9 protein-coding genes and 1 tRNA gene are annotated in these 21,129 nt (G+C 61.0%); 4 read left to right on the top strand and 6 right to left on the bottom strand.

The genetic code is table 11. The annotated features are described in order from the left end of the window. The first annotated feature begins 85 nt into the window (after positions 1–85). The gene (locus GSQ73_RS15260; RefSeq protein WP_158885488.1) at positions 86–4,081 is read left to right on the top strand and encodes a PilC/PilY family type IV pilus protein; all 3,996 of its coding nucleotides are present in this window, start codon (positions 86–88) and stop codon (positions 4,079–4,081) included. A 191-nt stretch (positions 4,082–4,272) separates the two neighbouring features. Here the strand turns inward: GSQ73_RS15260 and GSQ73_RS15255 are convergent. Then, positions 4,273–4,347, bottom strand: a tRNA-Val gene (locus GSQ73_RS15255). 159 nt (positions 4,348–4,506) lie between these two features. Here GSQ73_RS15255 and GSQ73_RS15250 point away from each other — a divergent pair. Further along, on the top strand, positions 4,507–4,848 hold the full coding sequence (locus GSQ73_RS15250; protein WP_158885486.1) for a lipid-A-disaccharide synthase N-terminal domain-containing protein: 342 nt from the start codon (positions 4,507–4,509) through the stop codon (positions 4,846–4,848). An 18-nt stretch (positions 4,849–4,866) separates the two neighbouring features. Here the strand turns inward: GSQ73_RS15250 and metH are convergent, their stop codons facing one another. The 3 genes from metH to GSQ73_RS15235 form a co-directional block, all read right to left on the bottom strand. After that, positions 4,867–7,563 (bottom strand): methionine synthase, encoded by a 2,697-nt coding sequence (gene metH / locus GSQ73_RS15245; RefSeq protein WP_158885484.1) that lies wholly within the window; start codon positions 7,561–7,563, stop codon positions 4,867–4,869. Positions 7,564–7,627: 64 nt separating this feature from the next. After that, positions 7,628–8,704: a homocysteine S-methyltransferase family protein gene (locus GSQ73_RS15240; protein WP_158885482.1), complete on the bottom strand. Its 1,077-nt coding sequence runs from the start codon at positions 8,702–8,704 to the stop codon at positions 7,628–7,630. Between the two features lie 40 nt (positions 8,705–8,744). After that, the gene (locus tag GSQ73_RS15235) at positions 8,745–9,674 is read right to left on the bottom strand and encodes a metalloregulator ArsR/SmtB family transcription factor (RefSeq protein WP_158885480.1); all 930 of its coding nucleotides are present in this window, start codon (positions 9,672–9,674) and stop codon (positions 8,745–8,747) included. Between the two features lie 202 nt (positions 9,675–9,876). Here GSQ73_RS15235 and GSQ73_RS15230 point away from each other — a divergent pair, with 202 nt between their 5' ends. Continuing rightward, positions 9,877–11,037, top strand: a complete 1,161-nt coding sequence (locus GSQ73_RS15230) for an acyl-CoA dehydrogenase family protein (RefSeq protein WP_158885478.1) — start codon at positions 9,877–9,879, stop codon at positions 11,035–11,037. Between the two features lie 125 nt (positions 11,038–11,162). Here the strand turns inward: GSQ73_RS15230 and GSQ73_RS15225 are convergent, their stop codons facing one another. Next, the gene (locus tag GSQ73_RS15225; RefSeq protein WP_158886523.1) at positions 11,163–14,393 is read right to left on the bottom strand and encodes a multidrug efflux RND transporter permease subunit; all 3,231 of its coding nucleotides are present in this window, start codon (positions 14,391–14,393) and stop codon (positions 11,163–11,165) included. 14 nt (positions 14,394–14,407) lie between these two features. Then, entirely contained in the window at positions 14,408–15,652 is a 1,245-nt protein-coding gene (locus GSQ73_RS15220) for an efflux RND transporter periplasmic adaptor subunit (protein ID WP_158885476.1), read from the bottom strand. Positions 15,653–16,130: 478 nt separating this feature from the next. Between GSQ73_RS15220 and GSQ73_RS15215 the strand changes: the two genes are divergently transcribed. After that, positions 16,131–21,062 carry an NAD-glutamate dehydrogenase domain-containing protein gene (locus GSQ73_RS15215; RefSeq protein WP_158885474.1) on the top strand — a complete coding sequence of 1,644 codons (4,932 nt, stop codon included), beginning with the start codon at positions 16,131–16,133 and terminating at the stop codon, positions 21,060–21,062. The last annotated feature ends 67 nt before the right edge of the window (positions 21,063–21,129 follow it).

Raw genomic sequence — 21,129 nt, 5'->3', positions numbered from 1 at the left:
TCAGAGTTGATTCCTGATCGATACACAAGATGATTCAACGTTTCAGTCAGATTTTTCACTCGTTAGAAGCAACACGGAAGCGACCATGTTCAAGCATTTTCGTTCTTTGATGAAGTCGACCCCGGGCGCCGGTTTTGTGGCATTCGTATTGACGATATCGGGTATGGCTAATGTACAAGCTGCCTCGACCATACTGTCGGATACGCCGGTCTACAGCGCGTCGAACGTTCCCGCCAATCTGATGCTTGCCTTGTCCGTGGAATTTCCGACGGGCTTGGTGGCTGCTTACAAGGGCACCAACGATTATTCATCGGCGACCAAATATCTCGGCTATTTCGACAACGCAAAATGCTATGACTACGACACGTCAAACGGGTGGTTCAAACCGATAAGCGTCAGTGCGACATGCAGTGGGCACTGGAGCGGCAACGTGCTCAATTGGGCAACCATGGCAGCGCTCGACGAGTTTCGACAGGCGTTGACTGGCGGCAATCGAAGTACAGATACCACAAGTACCACGGTGTTGCTTCGCTCGAACCTGACAACGCAGGGAAGCTACAGCACAAACTTTCCCGACAAGTCCGTGAATGCTTCTGGAAACGTGGGCGATTCTTTTACTGGCACTGTTTACTTTCGGTCGGGCGGGCAGGGGACGAAAATTCTGGTGTCGAACAACTCCAGCTTCTCGAATTTATTATTATCCCGTACGGTTACATATAATGCTCAGGTGAAGGTCTGTGATCCCAACTTTCTCGAGGCCAATTGCAATTCCGCACACGATCCAGGCGATTATCCCGGTGCTGGTGTCTATAACAAGCCCGATGGGTTGATCCAGCAGAACTTCACGAAGATCCGTGTGGGTGCGTCCGCGTATGCATTCCTGAACGGTAACGGAAACGGGCAGGGTAACGGCGTGGTTCGCGCCTTGCTGCGCGATAACGGCCCTACAACTTATAACGGCAATGCTGCGCGTACCGCCAACCCCTATAAGGAATGGGATGCGACCACCGGCATTTTTCCGTCAAATCCGGATACTGCGGATACGACGGGTACTGCACCTGGCGGCGGCAACGCCACGCAGACCGGTGCGATCAATTATCTGAACAAGTTCGGTTACACGAGCAGTGGTTACGAAACCTACGACACCATCTCGGATCTTTATTGGGCGACGCTTGCTTATTACATGCATGTGCCACTGGATGCCGGCTACACGAAAAACCTGACCGCCGGAAACAGCCTCGATCCTGCTTTCCCCGTATTTGGCGGAACGCCGCCCAACGACCCCATCAGCTATTCATGTCAGGCAAATGCGATCGTCACCATTGGCGACGACCACACGCACTACGATACGCGTGTTCCAGGTGGAACATTGACCAGTTCTGTCGCGGGTGGTGGACTGCCCATCATCCCCGTGAACGGTACGGTGCCACCGGTGGACGCGGCGACGTGGACCACGACGATGGGAAATCTTCCGCTGGTTGAGGGCAGCACAACACCAAATAGCTACAGCTATTCCAGAAACTGGAACTCGTCCAGTCCGGCATTGGGAGGACTGGTATGGGGGGATCAGGGCACCTATTACATGCCTGGATTGGCGTATTACGCGCACGTCAACGATATCCGCAACGACCCTGCTCCGCGCGACCCAAGTCTTCCCCCAGTGATCTCAAATTCGTCTGGCAAGCAGACCGTCGATACCTATGCGGTCGATGTACTGGAGCCGGGCATTTATGACGGTACATCCGGCAACGATATTTTCGATCCAACCCGGTTAGGTTCGGCGGGCCCGAATATCTACTGGCTTGCGTCGAAATATGGTGGCTTCAACGACATCAATAGCAACGGCACGCCTGCGAATTTTCTGACCTGGCATACGAATTCGACGACGGCGGTTGCCAAGACGCTGCGGCCGGACAATTTCTTCCTGGGTAACCAACCGGATTTGTTGCAAGCGGGTCTACTGCAAATTTTCAACAAGGTCGCTTCGACCAGCATTGCGCGCGGCGCGGCGCCGAGCGTGACATCGACACGCGCGCTGACAGGCATACCTACCGGCGTCGCGCCGTACTTTTCGAATGTCAGCGGCTTCCCCATCTACAACGTGCAGTACAAACCGATCAGCTGGGACGGAGACGTGACCGGTTTCATAGGAGCCACGACGGCTGGCAGTGACGTGACACAGGTTCCAGGCAGTGCGACGTGGAGTGCGCAGGCACAGCTGGAAAACCTCACCCAGAGTTTGAGCGGAACGACGGTGATTGGCTGGAACACCGGGCGACGCGTCATCACGTCCAACACAAACGGCGCCAGCAGCACGCCAGGCACATCGCCGGGTGTGCCATTCCGCTACGCCAGTCTTCCTGCTCCCGAACAAACCGCCATTGGCAGTTCGTCACTGGTCAACTTTCTGCGCGGGGACAAATCAGGCGAAGCCGTTACCTACCATGTGCGCAATCACGTGCTGGGCGATATCGTGAACTCCCAGGCGGTGTTGGTGCAGGGCGCATCGTCACCCTCTTATGCGGAAGCGACCAATCCAGGCTACACCGCCTTTTCCACGTCGGTGCTCAACCGCCAGCCCGTTGTCTACGCGGGAGCCAACGACGGCATGCTTCACGCATTCGCCGCTGATTTCACGAGTTCGACTCCAGGCAATCTGGTGACCGGCGGAGGTAGCGAGCTGTTTGCCTACGTGCCGAGCTTCCTTTTCAAAGGCCCGAACAACACTCCACTAGTGGATGGACTGGCCGCGCTCGCCAACCTGACCGGTGTTTCCACCAATCCCTGGAACCATCACTTCTATGTGGATGCGACACCACAAGTCGCCGACGTGGACTTCCAATACACGGGACTGAACCCCACCGCGTCGACCGCAGCTTCGTCAAAGTGGCAGACCATTCTGGTGGACGGCCTTGGCAAGGGCGGCAAGGGGATTTTCGCGCTCAATTTAACAACAGTACCCGGTGCGATCAGCACGACCGGAAGCAACAGTACCTCTTCGGCTGACGGTGAAACCAATCTCAGCCAGAGCAAGGTCATGTGGGAGTTCACGGACTCTGACATGGGCTACAGCTACGGTCGTCCGCTGGTCGTCAAGACGCGAAAATACGGCTGGGTCGTGATCATGACGTCCGGCTACAACAACAACACCGGCTCCGGTGATGGTCACGGCGTGCTCTATGTGTTGAATGCCAAGACAGGCGCTTTGCTGCAGAAAATCGACACTGGTGTCGGTTCCGTTGCCAAGCCTGCGGGTCTCGCACAGGCAACCGGCTACACCCAGGATGTCAGCGACGGAACGATCGATCAGATTTATGCCGGTGATCTGTTGGGCAATGTGTGGCGTTTCGATCTCTCCGAACCTGCGATCATCGCGGGTGCGCCGACGCCGGCGTATCCGGCGCCGTTCAAGCTGGCCACCCTCACGGATTCGGGAGGCAACCCGCAGCCCGTCACGACGGCGCCGCGCATTGAACTGGACCTCGATTCCACTGGGCTGGGTACGTTGCGCTACGTATTTGTGGGGACGGGGCGTTTTCTGGATACCAGCGACCTCAACGATACACAGCAGCAGACCATGTATGCCTTGCGGGATGGGACGGGAAGTACGCCGTCATTACCGGCCGCGCCGCTCACCCGAAGCATATTGACGGCCAATCCCTTGGTTACTCCGGTGATCCTGGGGGACAACGCAACCGGCTGGTATTACGACCTCACTGGAAAAGCCAGTGACTCCGGTGGCACGGAACGTATTGTGGTGAATCCTGATGCGGCGGCCGGCGTTGCGGTCATCGCGTGGGCGACGGTCACTCCGTCTCTGGATCCGTGTTCGCTGCAAGGCAATATCTACGCGGCTGATTTTTCGACCGGCCAATCCGTGATCGAAGACGGATCGGGAAATCTGGTGACTTCCATCGGTACGACCTCCGCAACGACGGGTTTGCAAATCGTGCAGTTGCCTAGCGGTGAGTATTCAATTTTGTATGGTCAGACTGGTGCTTTGCCCAAGACGTTGAAGATGAGGCAGCCAAATCCGGACTCAAACCTCAATCGTGTCAACTGGCGAGAAATATTGAATTAGCGAGGCTACGCAAAAAAGTTGGTGATCCGTTGATCGATGCGTGCAGACGCGCACGCGGGTGTGTGCAGGCCCTGGGTGCAGGGCTTGCTCTACGGATTGATAGTGTGGTGACGCGCGGACGTAGTCTCAACACCGCGATCGACGCACAATGAAAAAGGCCACCGCAAGGTGGCCTTTTTCATTGATGCTGTTGGTGGGCGATGCAAGGATCGAACTTGCGACACCTGCCGTGTGAAGGCAGTGCTCTACCGCTGAGCTAATCGCCCGCCGAGCGCGGAATTCTAGGGGGAGTCGCGCGGAGGGTCAATGGCGGAACGGGGCCGAGGGCCATATCGACGATTGAACGCGGAGGTGCGTCGTCCGAAAGGCGGTGGAAGGACGCGGACTGTAAACTCGTTGTTCTTCATTCGCCGAAGCGCCGGACCATGGAATTTCTCAGCACGCATTTCGCCCACATCATGCATTCGCTCCAGCAGTTCCAGCTGACGCCGTGGAAGATGGTCGGCCTGCTTGGATCGGTGATGTTCACCAGCCGGTGGTTTGTGCAGCTTTACTACACGCGCAAGCACAAGCGTGTGGTGATGCCGCTGTCGTTCTGGTGGCTGTCGGTGCTCGGCAGCATTTTGCTGCTCGCCTATTTCACCCTGGGCAAAAACGATTCGGTGGGCATCATCTCGAATTTCTTTCCGACGTTCGTCTCGGTCTACAACCTGGTCGTGCACCTGCGTCATCACAAGAACAGCGTCACAGGCGATACGATCGCCTGAGCTGACGCTGAGCTTGAATCATTCGGGGTCGTAATCCAGGTTCGATGCCAGCCAGCGCTCTGCTTCGAGCATGGTCCAGCCTTTGCGGCGCGCGTAGTCTTCGACCTGTTGCTTGCTCAGCCGTCCGACCACGAAGTACTGACTGTCGGGGTGTGAGTAGTACCAGCCCGATACCGCCGCCGCCGGGTACATCGAGAAGCCTTCGGTGAGTTCGATGCCGGTGTTGCGCGTAACGTCGAGCAGCGCGAACAGCGTGGTTTTTTCGGTGTGATCGGGGCAGGCGGGATAGCCGGGCGCAGGACGGATGCCGCGATATTTCTCGGCGACGAGATCGTCGTTCTGCAGCGCTTCGTCGGGCGCGTAACCCCAGAATTCGCGCCGCACGCGTTCGTGCATGTGTTCGGCGAAAGCTTCGGCGAGACGATCAGCGAGTGCCTTGAGCAGGATCGACGAATAGTCGTCGTAGTCAGCCTCGAAGCGTGCGAGATGTGGCTCGATCCCGATGCCGGCGGTGACGGCGAAGCCGCCGATCCAGTCGGGTTTTCCGGATGCTTTCGGCGCGATGAAATCGGCGAGGCACAAGTCAGGGCGATCGACGGGTTTGTCGGCTTGCTGGCGCAGGCTGTGCAGTGTGCCCAACGGTGTGGTTCGTGCGGAGTCGGCAAACACCTCAACGTCGTCCCCCACATTCGCTGCCGGCCACAGGCCAATGACGGCACGCGCCGTCAGCCACTTCTCGGCAACGATCTTGTCAAGCATGGTCTGCGCGTCGTTGAAGAGTTCGCTGGCCTGCGTGCCGATGATTTCATCGGTGAGGATGGCGGGGTAATGGCCGGCCAGTTCCCAGGTCTGGAAGAACGGCGTCCAGTCGATATACGGACGCAGCACGGCGAGGTCGTACACGTCGAAGACGGTGACTCCCGGCGTGTTCGGTTGCGCTGGTTCGTACGTGTCCCAGTCACAACGGAATCGTTGCCCGCGCGCTTTTTCCAGCGACACAAGCTGCTTGCCCGGACCGCGATTGCGATGACGTTCGCGCACATCGGCGTAGTCGGCGCGCACCTTGGCAAGAAAATTCTCGACCAGATCCTTGCTGACCAGCGACTGCGCGACGCCTACGGCGCGCGAGGCATCCTTCACCCACACGGTGCCTGACTTGTAGTGCGGTTCGATCTTCAGCGCGGTGTGCGCACGTGACGTCGTGGCGCCGCCGATCAGCAGCGGAATGTGGAAATCCTGCCGCTGCATTTCGCGCGCGACCTGGCTCATTTCCTCCAGTGACGGGGTGATGAGTCCGGACAAGCCGATCATGTCGGCCTTCTCCGCGATGGCGGTTTCGAGAATCTTTTGCGCGGGTACCATGACGCCCAGATCGATCACCTCGAAGTTGTTGCAGCGGAGCACCACGCCGACGATGTTCTTGCCGATGTCGTGTACGTCACCCTTGACCGTGGCCATGATGATCTTGCCGTTGTTCTTGCCAGTGTCGCCGGTGCGCAATTTTTCTTCTTCGATATACGGGAGCAGATAAGCCACGGCTTTTTTCATGACGCGTGCGGATTTCACCACCTGCGGGAGAAACATCTTGCCGGCGCCGAACAAATCACCCACCACGTTCATGCCGTCCATCAACGGACCTTCGATCACGTCGAGCGGACGCGATGAAAGCTGGCGCGCTTCTTCGGTGTCTTCGACCACGAACTGGTCGATGCCGTGGACAAGCGCGTGGCTCAGGCGTTCCTTCACCGGCTTGTCGCGCCAGGCGAGTGTTTCGACGACGGCCAGGCCGCGTTTGCCCTTGTAGTTGTCGGCAATGTCGAGGAGCCGTTCGGTGGCGTCGTCGCGGCGATTGAGCACCACGTCCTCGACGCGCTCGCGCAGTTCCGCATCGATGTCGTCCATGATCGTCAACGCGCCGGCGTTGACGATGCCCATGTCCATGCCTGCGCGGATCGCGTGATAGAGGAACACCGCGTGGATCGCTTCGCGCACGGTGTTGTTGCCGCGGAACGAGAACGAAACATTGGAGACGCCACCGGAAATGTGGCAATCCGGAAAGCGCTTCTTCAGCTCGCGCGTGGCTTCGATGAAATCCACCGCGTAGTTGTTGTGTTCTTCGATGCCGGTCGCGATGGCGAAGATGTTCGGGTCGAAGATGATGTCTTCCGGCCGGAAGTCGAGTTTGCTGGTCAGCAATTCGTACGCACGCGTGCAGATTTCCACCTTGCGCTCGCAGGTATCGGCCTGGCCTTGTTCATCGAACGCCATGACCACGGCAGCTGCGCCGTATTGCTGCACTTTGCGCGCGTGTTCGAGAAACTGCTCCTCGCCTTCCTTCATCGAAATGGAATTGACGATGCCCTTGCCTTGCAGGCAGCGCAGGCCGGCCTCGATCACCGTCCACTTGGACGAATCGATCATGAAGGGTACGCGCGCGATGTCGGGTTCCGACGAAATCAGATTCACGAAGCGCGTCATCGCCGCCTCGGAATCGATCAGCCCTTCATCCATGTTGATGTCGATGATCTGCGCACCGTTGTCGACTTGCTGGCGCGCCACTTCGACGGCTTCGTCGTAACGATCTTCCTTGATCAGTTTCTTGAACTGCGCCGAACCGGTGACGTTGGTGCGCTCGCCGACGTTGATGAACAACAGCTCGGGCGTGATCACCAGCGGTTCGAGGCCGGACAGTCGCGTGTGGCGGGGATTACTCATCGACAACAGGATTCCATGTCATGGCTCATCGGACGCACCGAAAAGTCTGCGAAAAAGAAACACGTCACGCAGCGGCCACTTCAAGCGATGGCAGCGCGCGCGGCGCAAATTCGCGCACTGCTTCGGCGATCGCCTTGATATGCGCGGGCGTGGTGCCGCAACAACCACCGACCAGGTTGAGCAGGCCGTCGCGGGCGAAGCCGCCGATCACGCCAGCCATGTGTTCGGGTGTTTCGTCGTATTCGCCGAACGCATTCGGCAAGCCGGCGTTTGGATGCGTGCTGACGTAGCTTTCAGCGATGGTCGAAAGCGTCTGGATGTGCGGACGCAAATCGTCCGCACCGAGCGCGCAATTGAAGCCCACCGAGAGCGGACGCGCATGGCGCACGGAATAGTAGAAAGCTTCCGCGGTCTGGCCGGAAAGCGTACGTCCGGAGCGATCGGTGATCGTGCCGGAAATCATCACGGGCATGCGCGCACCGCGCTGATGGAACAGCTCGCTCAGAGCGAACAGCGCGGCTTTCGCGTTCAGCGTGTCGAAGATCGTCTCGACCATGATCACGTCGGCGCCGCCATCGATCAGGCCGTTGGTGGCTTCGGTGTAATTTTCCGCGAGCTCTTCGAAGGTGACATTGCGAAAGCCCGGGTCGTTGACGTCGGGCGATAGCGAAGCGGTGCGGCTGGTGGGGCCGAGCACGCCGATCACGAAGCGTGGTTGTTGCGGTGTCTTCGCGGTCATGGCATCGCAGGCAGCGCGGGCGAGCTTCGCGCCTTCGAGATTCAACTCGTATGCTAGGTGCTGAAGTTTGTAATCGGCCTGGCTGATGCGCGTGGAGTTGAAGGTGTTCGTCTCGACCAGATCGGCGCCGGCTTCGAGATAGGCTGCGTGCACGCCGCGGATGATGTCCGGCTTGGTCAGCGTGAGCAGGTCGTTATTGCCCTTCAGGTCGCAGCTGCCGGCGTGATCGTGTGCGTGGCCATCGTGACCGTGTTCGAAGCGCTCGCCGCGGAATCCGTTTTCATCCAGCTCATGCGCCTGCAGCATGGTGCCCATGCCGCCGTCGAGAATCAGGATGCGCTGACGCAGCGCCTGTTCGAGCAGGGCGACGCGTTCGGGATGGATGAAGGGCAGGGTGCTCATTGGGATGTCCTCGGGTCTTGCATGTCTTGTCGACGAATCGTCATGCCGGCTTGCGCGCGAGCAGGCTGATTACTTCGAAATGCGGCGCCTTGCGTTCGCGACTGACGCGATTGCAGCTGATCACGTCCAGGCCGGCGGCGTGGGCGAATCCATCCAGTTGCTCGCTGCGAAAGCCGAGGTTGCGATGGTCGAACGGCTCGACGGCCGCGCGGTGATCGTGCTGTCCCAGCGTGACTGCCAGCAGGCGACCGCCGGGGCGCAGCACACGTGCCGCTTCGGCCACGGCCTTCGCAGGTTGTTCCGCATAAGTCAGGGCGTGCAGCATCAATACAAGATCGAAACGCTTCTTGCCGAGCTCCAGCGCATGCATGTCGCCATGAATCACCTGCACGTTGGCGAAGGACTGGAGCCGCTTCGAAGCGGCTTCCGCCACGCGCTCGCTTGAATCCACGCAGACGATGGAATGCGCATGTGGCGCCAGCAATTCCGCCGTGATGCCGTCGCCCGAAGCAATGTCCAGCACATCGCCGGTGACGAGCAATTGCAGCAACGAACGCGCGAGCGTTTCCCAAGTGCGCCCGGGAGAATAGTGCCGCTCCATGTCGCCGGCCACGGTGTCGGCCCAGCCTTCTTCGCGCGCGCGATGAGCGAGCACGCCGGGGAGTCGCGCACTGTCTTCGCGCAGCAGCGCGTCGTCGATGCTTTCGCGCAGCGACACCAGCAAGCCGTGTTGCGCCTCGTCGCTTTCGTTGTTGGCGCGATAGTAGGCAGACACGCCAGCGCGACGGTCGCGCACCAGGCCCGCCTCCTTCAATTTGGCCAGGTGTGTGGACACGCGCGGCTGTGCCAGATGCAGTACCGAAGCCAGCTCGGCGACGGTGAGTTCCTCGTGCTCCAGCAAAGCCAGCAGGCGCACGCGCGTCGGGTCGGCCAGCAGGCGAAGCACGCTGGAAGCGGTCGCCAGGTCCATGGGTGCATCCTTATATCGCGATACAGAGATAACTAGTCTGGCTGCGGTTTGCCGGGGCGTCAAGCGCTGAAGCGCGGGGATCTCTGTTCGCAGCCGTGTCGGCGAAAGACGACGCGCCTGGCGCGGACAGCTAGAATGCGCGGCTGGCCTTTGGCCTGAGGGTTTCTTGATCAGCCGACTCGTGCGGCGCCAGGAGTAGCGCATGGATTTCAGCTTTACCGAAGACCAGTTGTCGATCCAGTCGATTGCCCGTGACTTCGCACAGAAACGCATCGTGCCAGTGGCCGCCGAACTCGACGCCAAGGGTGAGTTTCCGCTGGAGAACATCCGCGAAATGGGCCAGCTCGGCCTGATGGGCATCGAGGTGCCAGAAGCCTACGGCGGCGCGGCGATGGACCCGGTTGCGTACGTGCTGGCGATGATCGAGATTGCCGCAGCCGATGCAGCCACATCGACCATCATGTCGGTCAACAATTCGCTGTTCTGCAACGGCATCCTCAAGCACGGCAACGAGGAACAGAAACAAAAATTCGTGCGGGCCATCGCCACCGGCGAAGCCATCGGTGCGTACGCGCTGACCGAGCCGCAATCCGGTTCGGATGCCTCGGCGATGCACACGCGCGCAACCAAGAATGCCAACGGCGACTGGGTCATCAACGGCAAGAAAAGCTGGATCACTTCCGGCCCGGTGGCGCGATACATTGTGCTGTTCGCGATTTCGACGCCGGGGATCGGCGCGAAGGGCGTGTCGGCTTTCATCATCGATACCAAGCTGCCGGGCTTCCTAGCGGGCAAGTCCGAACCGAAGCTGGGCATTCGCGCGTCGGCCACCTGCGAGATCGAATTCGCCGACTACGTTTGTCCGAAAGAGAATCTGCTCGGTGATGAAGGCAAGGGATTCTCGATCGCCATGGGCGTGCTCGACGCCGGACGCATCGGCATCGCGTCGCAGGCCGTCGGCATCGCCCGCGCTGCGTACGAAGCCACGCTGCAATGGGTGCGTGATCGCAAGGCGTTTGGCCATCCCATCGGTACGTTTCAGATGACGCAGTCGAAGATCGCCGACATGAAATGCAAGCTCGATGCAGCCATGCTGCTGACGCTGCGCGCAGCGTGGACCAAGGGCGAGGCCGAAAAAAATGGTGGCCGTTTCGGCACGGAAGCGGCGATGGCCAAACTGGTGGCATCCGAGGCGGCGATGTGGATCGCGCATCAGGCCGTGCAGATTCACGGTGGCATGGGTTACTCGAAGGAGATGCCGATCGAACGGTTCTTCCGCGACGCCAAGATCACCGAGATTTACGAGGGCACCAGCGAGATCCAGCGCTTGGTGATCGCACGCGCGGAAACTGGTTTGCGCTGAGTTCGCGCCAAGCCAGAAATGAAAAAGCCCGGGCAGGGAAATCTGTCCGGGCTTTTTCTTTATGGCGTGCAACAAGTCTGCGGAAGAATGATTGTTCGCGAAGAAGAGCAATCAAGGTTCAATGCCTAGTGTTGATGTCCAGGCTGCGAGCCTGACGGTTGCCCGCCGTGACCACCATGATCAGGCAACTGCTTCTGATCACCGTTGCCTTCCAGCTTGTCACCGAGCAGGCGGCGCACCACCACGTAGAACACCGGGATCAGCAGCAAGCCGAGGAAGGTGGCGAACAGCATGCCGCCGATCACGCCGGTGCCGATCGCGTGGCGCGCATTGGCGCCGGCACCGGTGGAGATGAAGAGCGGGAACACGCCGAGGATGAACGCCATCGAGGTCATCAGGATGGGTCGCAGACGCAACCGGGCCGCCTCGACCACTGCTTCGCCGAGCGGCTTGCCTTCCTTCTGCAGGTCGACGGCGAATTCGATGATCAGGATCGCGTTCTTCGCGGCCAAGCCCATCACCGTCACCATGCCGATCTTGAAGAACACGTCGTTCGGCAGGCCGCGCATCATCGAGAACAGCACCACGCCGAGCAGTCCGAGCGGCACCACCAGCAGCACCGACACGGGCACCGACCAGCTGTTGTAGAGCGCCGCGAGGCAGAGGAACACCACCACGATCGACAGCAGCATCAGCAAGGTCGCGGTATTGCCGGCCAGCAACTCCTGGTAGGACTGACCGGTCCAGTCGTAACCGAACTGCGACGAGAGGTTCTTGCCGACGATGCCTTCCATCGTCTTCATCGCCTGGCCGGTCGAGTTGCCCGGCGCGGGATTGCCAACGATCTCAACCGCCGCGTAGCCGTTGTAGCGCTGCAGGGCAGGTGAGCCGCTGGCCCACTTGGCATGCACCACGCTGGATAACGGAATCATGTTGTTGGTGATGTTGATACCGGTCGTGCCCGACGTCGTTCCGCCGGCTGTTGCGGCAGTTGTACCGTTCGAGCTGGGAGTGAACAGGTGGTTCAACGCATCCGTGCCCATGCGATACGGCTGGTCAGCCTGGATCTGCACGCGCTTGACGCGGCCGCCGTAGCTGAAGTCGTTGACATAGACCGGCGCCAGCGCCAGCGCGATGGCGTTGTAGATGTCGCTGACCTGCAAGCCCATGGCCTGCGCCTGCACGCGATCCACGGTCAGGTTCAACTGCGGCGCCGGCGGCAACATGTTCGGACGAATGCCGAACAAGGTCTTGTCCTGCGACGCCTTGCCGAGCACCGTCATCATGGCGCCTGCCAGTTCATCACGGGACTGACCGGCACGCGCCTGCAGGTACATGTCGACGCCACCGAACTGGCTGAGGCCGGCGATGGTTGGCAGGTTCACAACGAAGATCTGCGCATCGCGGATGCTGTGCACCGCGCCGTTGGCCTGGCCGATGATTTCCGCAGCGGTGGATTTGCGATCGCTCCAGTCCTTCAACTTGATGAAGGCCATGCCGGTGTTTTCGCCGCTGCCGACGAAGCTGAAGCCCCCGATCTCGAAGACGTCGTCGACACCCGGATTTTTTCGGAGCGTCGTGCGAACCTGATCCATCACATTCATGGTGCGTTGAAGCGTGGCGCCCGAGGGCAGCGACACGACGGCGAGGATGAAGCCCTTGTCCTCGTCCGGCACGAAGCTGGTCGGCAGGCGGCTGTAGAGCACGCCCATCACCACGGCCAGCACCACGAACACCGCCATCCAGCGCGGCGCGTGCTTGACCGCGCTGCCGATGTGGCCGGTGTACTTCGTGGTGACTTTGCCGAAGATTTTATTGAAGCCGCGATAGACGGCATTCTTGTCCTTCTCTTCGTGACTGGCTTTCAGGAAGCTCGCGCACAACGCTGGCGTGAAGCTCAGCGCGAGTAGAGCGGAGAACAACACCGATACCGCGATCGTCAGCGCGAACTGCTTGTAGATCACGCCGACTGCGCCGGCCTGGAATGCCGACGGCACGAACACGGCAGCCAGCACGACGGTGATCGCAATGATGGCGCCGCTGATCTGGCTCATCGCTTTCTTGGTTGCTTCCTTCGGGCCGACCTTGTCCTCGGTCATGATGCGTTCGACGTTCTCGATCACCACGATCGCATCGTCGACCACGATGCCGATCGACAGCACCATGCCGAACAACGTCAGCTGGTTGATGGTGAAGTCGAGCAACAGCATGCCGATGAAAGTGCCCAGCAGCGCCACCGGAATCACCAGCGTGGGGATGATCGTCGCGCGAAAATTCTGCAGGAAGATCAGCATTACGAGGAACACCAGCACGATGGCCTCGGCCAGCGTCTGCACCACTTCCTCGATCGAGATTTTCACGAACGGCGTGCTGTCGTACGGAATCTCGTACTTCACGCCGGGCGGAAACGACTTGGCCAGCTCGTCCATCTTGGCGCGCACGGCGGTGGCGACATTCAATGCGTTGGCGCCCGGCAGCAACTGCACGCCGAACGAGCCGGACGGCTTGCCGCGCCAGACTGCGGTGGAACCATAGGTCTGCGGACCGAAGGCGATTCGCGCGACATCCTTCAGCTTGACGGTGGTGCCGTCAGGATTGGCGCGCAGGATGATGTCGCCGAACTGGGCCGGGCTGGTGAAGCGGCCCTCTGCCGATACGGTGGCGTTGAACACCTGACCCGCAGGCGCTGGATCGGCGCCCAGCGAACCGGCGGCGAACTGCACGTTCTGGCTGGACACTGCCGTCTGCACGTCGGTCGCCGACAGGCCGTAGCCCTGAAGCTTGTCCGGGTTCAGCCAGATGCGCATGCCGTATTCCGAACCGAGCTGGCGCGTGTTGCCGACGCCGGACACGCGGCCGATTTGATCGAGTACCTGCGATGCCACCAGATCGCTGAGCGCAGCGCCGTCGATGCTCGAATTCTCCGAGGTCAACGCGACAAACATCAGGAAGTCGGGGTTGCTCTTGGCCACCACCACGCCCTGCGCAGTCACCGCACTGGGCAGGCGCGGGTTGGCCAGGTTCATCTTGTTCTGCACCTGCACCTGTGCAATATCCGGATTGGTGCCGGTCTCGAAGGTGGCCGTGATGGCCGCCGTGCCGTTGGAGCTGGAGGACGAGCTGAAATACAGCAGGTGATCGATGCCGGTCAGCTGCTGCTCGATCACCTGGGTGACGTTCTTTTCCACCGTGTCGGCGCTGGCGCCGGGGTAGGTGGCATTGATCACGACTTGCGGCGGCGCGATCGTGGGATAGGACTCGACGCCCAGGCCGAGCACGGAAATCGCGCCCACCAAGCTGATGAGTATCGCCATCACCCACGCAAAAATCGGGCGCTCGATAAAGAAATTGGGCAGCATGAAAAACTCCGTTACTGCTGGGTGGCGGACTTGTCGCCGCCCTGCGCAGATTTATCGGCCGGCTTCGCGTCGGGCTTGGTCGGTGCCGCGCCCTGACCGGGGGCGGCGTTGCTGTCACCCTGGCCCGGATGCCATGGCGTGGCTTTGGCCGGGCGGCCTTCCTGCACTTGTTGCAGGCCGGACACGATCACCTGATCGCCGCCGGCGAGTCCCTTGGTGATCACCCAGTTGTTGCCGTTGGCCTGGTCCGCGTCGACGTTTTTGCGTACCACCTTGCCGTCGCTACCGACCACCAGCGCATAGGCGCCGATGGTGTCGCGCTGGATCGCCTGCTGCGGAATCAGGAACACCTTGTTGCGCTCGCCCAGATTCGCCTTGAGCGTGACGTACTGCCCCGGCAACAGCACGTGCTGCGGGTTCGGCAGCTGCGCGCGCAGGTTGATCGCGCCGGTGGACTGGTTCACGGCGGCGTCGGAGAAGTCCAGCGTGCCCGGTTGGTCGTACGTGCTGCCATCGGGCAGGGCGACTTCGACGTGCGTCTGGCTGCGGTCGGACAAGGTGACATTGCCACTGACCTGTGCACGGCGCAGCTGGTCGAAATCGATCGAGCTCAAGGTGAAGTTGACATACAGCGGATCGAGCTGGTCGACCGTGGTCAGCAAGGTGGCTTCGCCGCTGCCGACGAGCGCGCCTTCCGTGACCTGTTGCTGTCCGGCGCGACCCTCGATCGGCGACGTGACACTGGCATAACCCAGGTTGATCCGGCTCGACTGCACATTCGCCTTGGCCGCCTGCACGGCGGCCGCCGAATTGCGCTCGGCGGCTTCGGCGTTGTCCAGATCGGACTTGGAGATGTAGCCCTTCGGCGCCAGCTCGCGCGAACGCTGTGCAGTGACCTTGTTGTTGGTGTAGGTCGCCTGTGCCTGTGCCAGCGAACCCAGGCTCGCATCAAGCGTCGCCTTCAGCGGCGCCGGGTCGATCTGGAACAAGACCTGGCCCTTCTTGACGTCGGTGCCTTCGTCGTAGGTGCGCTTCAGCAGGACGCCAGCGACGCGTGCGCGGACATCCGCGCTGCGGAACGGCGACAGACGCCCGACCAGATCGCGGGTGAGCGGCGAAGTCTGCGGTTGTGCGACCAGCACGCCGACTTCCGGCGTTGGCATCTGCGGCGGCCCCTGATCCTTGCCTTTGCCGCATGCGGCCAAGGCCAGCAGACTCAGGCACAGCACGGGTGTGCGCGGTAAAGAGAACTTCATGGGAGCTCCATAAGATGCTTGAACGGGAAGTGGGTCGCAGTCGTAACGCGCTGCAGCAAGTCGGGCGTGACTAGTTACTGCATCGCGATCCGTGTGTCGTGTGTCATTGGTTTGTCCCGACGGCCGGGGAGCCGCCGCGATCCGCAGCGCCGCGTCGGCCGAGGCCGTCGTGGAGGCATCCATGGATCACCTATACCGGGGAGTTTACATTTTATGGATGACACGAATCCAGTCATTGACACAGGCTGCTGCCATCTGCGCCGGTCAGGCAGTCGCGCGGCCGCATCGGTTGTCTGTACGACGCTGTCTGCCAATGCGACGAGTGTGCCCTGCCGAGGCACGCGAAACGCATGAATCAATGCGCAAGAGCACGCTGCAAACGATGCGATTCGGGTGGATTCGACCCGACCCGCAGCGTATCCTTCCGAGGCTTTTTATCCAGCTTCTCGACGCTCGTCTCCACTGACCAGAAGATGCCATGAATGCGATCCATGCAGTGAACGATAACTCCCTTCCGTCCGATGTCCTGGCAGAGCTCGGCAAGCGCGATCTGCCGACGCAGCGGCTGCATGAAGCCGAGGTTTTCTGCCAGGCTTTCTTCGCGCGCATCGCCGAAAGCGACGCAGACCTGCACACGCCGGCGCACTGGGCCGAACTGGTCAACGGGCTGGTTGATTTCATGCAGCAGCGCCAGAAGGCCCATGCCTCCGTGCGAGTGGTCAATCTTGCCGACACGCATGCCGGCCGCAGCCTGCTGCAGATCGTCACCGACGACATGCCGTTCCTGGTCGATACGGTGAGCATGATCGTCTCGGCGAAGCTGCAGATCCACGCGGTGATCCACCCCGTGCTGAAGGTGACGCGCGACGCCAGCGGCAAGTTGCAGTCGCTGGGTGACGATGCCGGCGCACCCGAGTCGGTCATGCATTTCGAGATCGATCGCGTCGCCGACGAAGTGGCGCAAGTGGAGCTGAAGGCGCAAGTGGAAGCAGCGCTGGACGACGTCCGCCTGGCGGTGATGGACTGGGCCGCGATGCGCGATAAGGCGCTGGCGATCGCACACGACCTGCCGCAACGCAAGCTGCCGACCGACGCGGCATCGGTGCACGAAGCCAGCGAGTTCATGCGCTGGATCGCCGACGATAATTTCACTTTTCTCGGCTATCGCGAATACGAGGTGACCGACGCCGATGGCGAGCGCGTGCTGCGTTCGATCGAAGGTTCCGGCATGGGTATCCTGCAACGGCAGGAACGTTCGATGGCGCCGCGCTCGCTGCGTTCACTCGCGGCCAGCGACCTGCCGCACTCCGGCGCCACCGACACCATCATCCTGACCAAGACGAATGCGCGCTCGCACGTGCACCGCGCCGGCTACATGGATTACATCGGCGTGCTGAAATTCGACGCCAACGGACGCGCCGTCGCCGAGCAGCGTTTCCTCGGTCTGTTCTCGTCCAACGCGTTCATGGCGCGCCCGCAGGATGTGCCGCTGGTGCGTCACAAGGTCGAGGCGGTGCTGGCGCGTTCGGCGCTCAAGCGCGATTCGTATTCAGGCAAATCATTGCGCCACATCCTGGAGACGCTGCCGCGCGAAGAACTGTTCCAGAGCAGCGAGGACGAACTGTTTGCTACCGCGATGGGCATTCTGGAATTGCGCCAGCGTGCGCGCACGCGGTTGTTCATGCGCCGCGATCGTTACGGCCGTTTCTTCACCTGTCTCGTCTACGTGCCGCGCGATCGCTTCAACACGTCGGTGCGTGAGCGCATTGAAACGCTGCTTGGCGATGCCTTGCATGCGGAGCAAAGCGATTCGTCCGTGCAGATGGGTGAAGCTGCGTTGGCGCGGTTGAACATCGTGCTGCGCCCGAAGATCGGCGATCAGCCGGTCTACGATCGCGCGGCGCTGGAGCAGGGCGTGGCCGGCATCGTGCGCAACTGGCACGACGAAGTGCGCGATGTGCTCGTACGCACGCGCGGCGATCATCAGGGCGTCGTGCTGGCCAATCGCTTCGCGAAGTCGCTACCCGCCGGTTATGTCGAAGACGTGAGCCCGGCCGTGGCCGCAGAGGATGTGCACCAGTTGTCGTTGCTCGAAGGCGACAATGCGTTGCGCATGTCGTTCTATCACCCGCCCAAGGCGCCGGAGACACTGCGCTTCAAGGTGTATCGCAGCGGCGGCGACATCGCGCTTTCGGAAGTGCTGCCGCAACTGGAAAACCTCGGCCTGCGCGTGCTGACCGAACATGTCTACGAGATTCCCGGCGACGGCACGCAGTTGTCGATCCAGGATTTCGAAGTGCAGCCGGTAGGCAAGCTCACTTTCAGCGTCGAACAGGTCGGCGCGTTGTTCGAGGATGCTTTCGAGCAGATCTGGCGCGGCAACGCGGAGAACGACGGCTTCAATCGGCTGATCCTCGGTGCCAAGCTCAGCTGGCGCCAGGTGGCGATGTTGCGCAGCTATTGCAAATACCAGCTGCAGGCCGGCGTCGCGTTTTCACAGTCGTACATGGAAGACACACTCAACAACTATCCGGCCATCGCCGGATTGCTGGTGGAGCTGTTCTTGGCCAAGTTCGACCCGCGTCGCGAGGATCTTTCCGCCGATGAACTCAAGGCTGCCGGCGCCACGTTGATCACCGAGATGCGCGCTTTGATTCCACAAGGCGTGCAGGACGCGCATCCGCATCTGATCGAAGGCCTCGGAGCTGCGTTGTCCCTGCCGCGCAGCGAGCAGTACGACACCGTGCATGACGCCATCGGCGTGCTGCTCGAAAATGTCGCCAGCCTCGACGAAGACCGCATCCTGCGAAGCTTCATGGCGGTGATGCACGCCACGCTGCGCACCAGTTTCTTCCAGACATGGGATGGCGCGCATCGTCCGTACATCAGCTTCAAACTCGACTCGCACGAAGTACCCGAGCTGCCCAAGCCGGTGCCGTATCGCGAGATCTGGGTCTGCGCACCGCGCGTGGAAGGCATCCATTTGCGCTTCGGCGCGGTGGCGCGCGGCGGCCTGCGCTGGTCTGATCGTCGCGAGGATTTCCGTACCGAAGTGCTGGGCCTGGTCAAGGCGCAGATGGTCAAGAACACGGTGATCGTGCCGGTCGGTTCCAAGGGCGGTTTTTTCGTCAAGAAAGCGCCGGTTGGTGGCGATCGTGATGTGCAACTGGCCGAAGGCATCGCCTGCTATCGTCTTTTCATCAACGGCCTGCTCGACATCACCGACAACCTGATCGAAGGCAAGGTGGTGAATCCGATCAACGTCGTGCGCCACGATGCGGATGATCCGTATCTGGTCGTCGCGGCCGACAAGGGCACCGCCACGTTCTCGGACATCGCCAACGCCATCTCGATCGAGCACGACTACTGGCTCGGCGATGCATTCGCGTCCGGCGGTTCCAACGGCTACGACCACAAGGGCATGGGCATCACCGCCAAGGGGGCGTGGGAATCGGTGAAGCGGCATTTCCGTTCGCTCAATCGCGATTGCCAGACGCAGGACTTCACCTGCGTCGGCATTGGCGACATGTCCGGCGACGTGTTCGGCAACGGCATGCTTCTTTCACGTCATACCAAGCTGGTCGTCGCGTTCGATCATCGACATATTTTCTTCGACCCGAATCCGGATATTGAAAAATCGTTTGTCGAACGCGAACGCATGTTCAAGCTGCCGCGTTCAAGCTGGGACGATTACGACCGTTCATTGATTTCCGCCGGCGGCGGCATTTATCCGCGCAGCGCCAAATCGATTCCGGTGACCGCCGAAGTGCGCGCCTTGCTCGGACTGAAAGCCGATGTCACGCAGATGGCGCCGAGCGATCTGCTCAGCGCGATCCTGAAAGCGCCGGTCGACCTGCTGTGGAACGGCGGCATCGGCACGTATGTAAAGGCAGCGTCCGAATCGCACGCCGATGTCGGCGATCGCGCGAACAACGCGCTGCGCGTCAATGGCGCCGAACTGCGTTGCAAGGTCGTGGGCGAGGGCGGCAACCTCGGCATGACGCAAAAGGGTCGTATCGAAGCCGCGCAACATGGCGTGCTGCTGAACACCGACTTCATCGACAACTCCGCCGGCGTGGACACCTCCGACCACGAGGTGAACATCAAGATCCTGCTCAACGACGCCGTGCAGCGCGGTGAACTCACCGAGCCGGCGCGTAACACACAGCTTGCCGCGATGACCGACGAAGTCGGCCAGCTCGTGCTGTGGGACAACTATCGCCAGAACCAGGCGATCACTCTGATGGAGCATCAGTCGGTCGGCCGCATCGGATCGATGGCGCATTTCATCCGCACGCTCGAGGCCGAAGGCACGCTCGACCGACAGGTCGAGAATCTGCCGAGCGAAGCGGAACTCACCGAGCGCAAGACGCGCGGCACCGGCCTCACCCGTCCGGAACTCGCGGTGTTGCTGTCATACGACAAGATTCGCCTCTATCAGCAACTGCTCGATTCGGACGTGCCGGAAGATCCATACCTCTCGCGCGAGCTGGTGCGTTACTTCCCCGAACCGCTGCACGAAAAGTATGCCGAGCACATGCAGCGTCATCGGCTGAAGCGCGAGATCATCGCCACCGCGGTGACCAACTCGACGATCAACCGCATGGGCGCCACCTTCATGATGCGCATGCAGGAAGACACCGGCCAGCGCCCGGCGGCGGTCGCCAAGGCGTATACCGCGGCGCGCGAAATTCTCGAGGCGCGCGAGTTGTGGGCAGAGATCGAACTGCTCGACAGTCAGGTCGCCGAGGACACGCAGATCGATGCGATCAAGCAGATCTGGTCGCTGCTGCGACACATGACACGCTGGCTGCTCAACCGTCCCGGCGGCACGCTGGACATCGCCGCCAATGTCGAGCGCTACCAGGACGGCGTGTCCGCGTTGCGCAAGGTGTTGCCCGATGTGCTGACGCCGACCGGCAAGGGTGAGTTCTCCTGCAACCAGGAAAAATGGGAAGGCCTGGGCATGCCGGCCGAACTGGCTATACGGCTTTCGCGCATGCCCGAATTGCGTGCGGCGCTGGACATGGTCGAGGTCGCGCAACAGAGCGGCCACACGATGGAAAAAGTCGCGCACGTGTTCTACGAACTCGGCGAGGCGCTCGACCTGGAATGGTTGCGCGATCAGATCGAGGCATTGCCGGTGGAAGGTCACTGGCATGCACAGGCGCGCGGCTCGCTGCTTGACGAACTCAACCATCAGCATCGTGCGCTTTCGCTGCAGGTGTTGGGCATGACTAACGATCGCACCGACATCACGCCGGTGCAGGCCTGGTTGCAACGCGACGACGCCACGCTGGAATACACCCGCAGCATGCTCGCCGAGATTCTCACGCAGAATGCGGACTATCCGATTGCTTCGGTGGCTGTGCGTCGACTGGCTCAGCTGGCGCAAGTGCCGGTGGCCTGAGTCGGGCCTCAGGTGCTGCAAGAAAACCGAAGGCGCAGGACCGGCATGGTCTTGCGCCTTCATGCTG

The sequence above is a fragment of the Rhodanobacter sp. L36 genome, from assembly GCF_009765755.1.
Classification (GTDB): Bacteria; Pseudomonadota; Gammaproteobacteria; order Xanthomonadales; family Rhodanobacteraceae; genus Rhodanobacter.
Note: the sequence above shows the minus strand (reverse complement) of the source record. Positions and strands in the feature narration are given on the sequence as shown.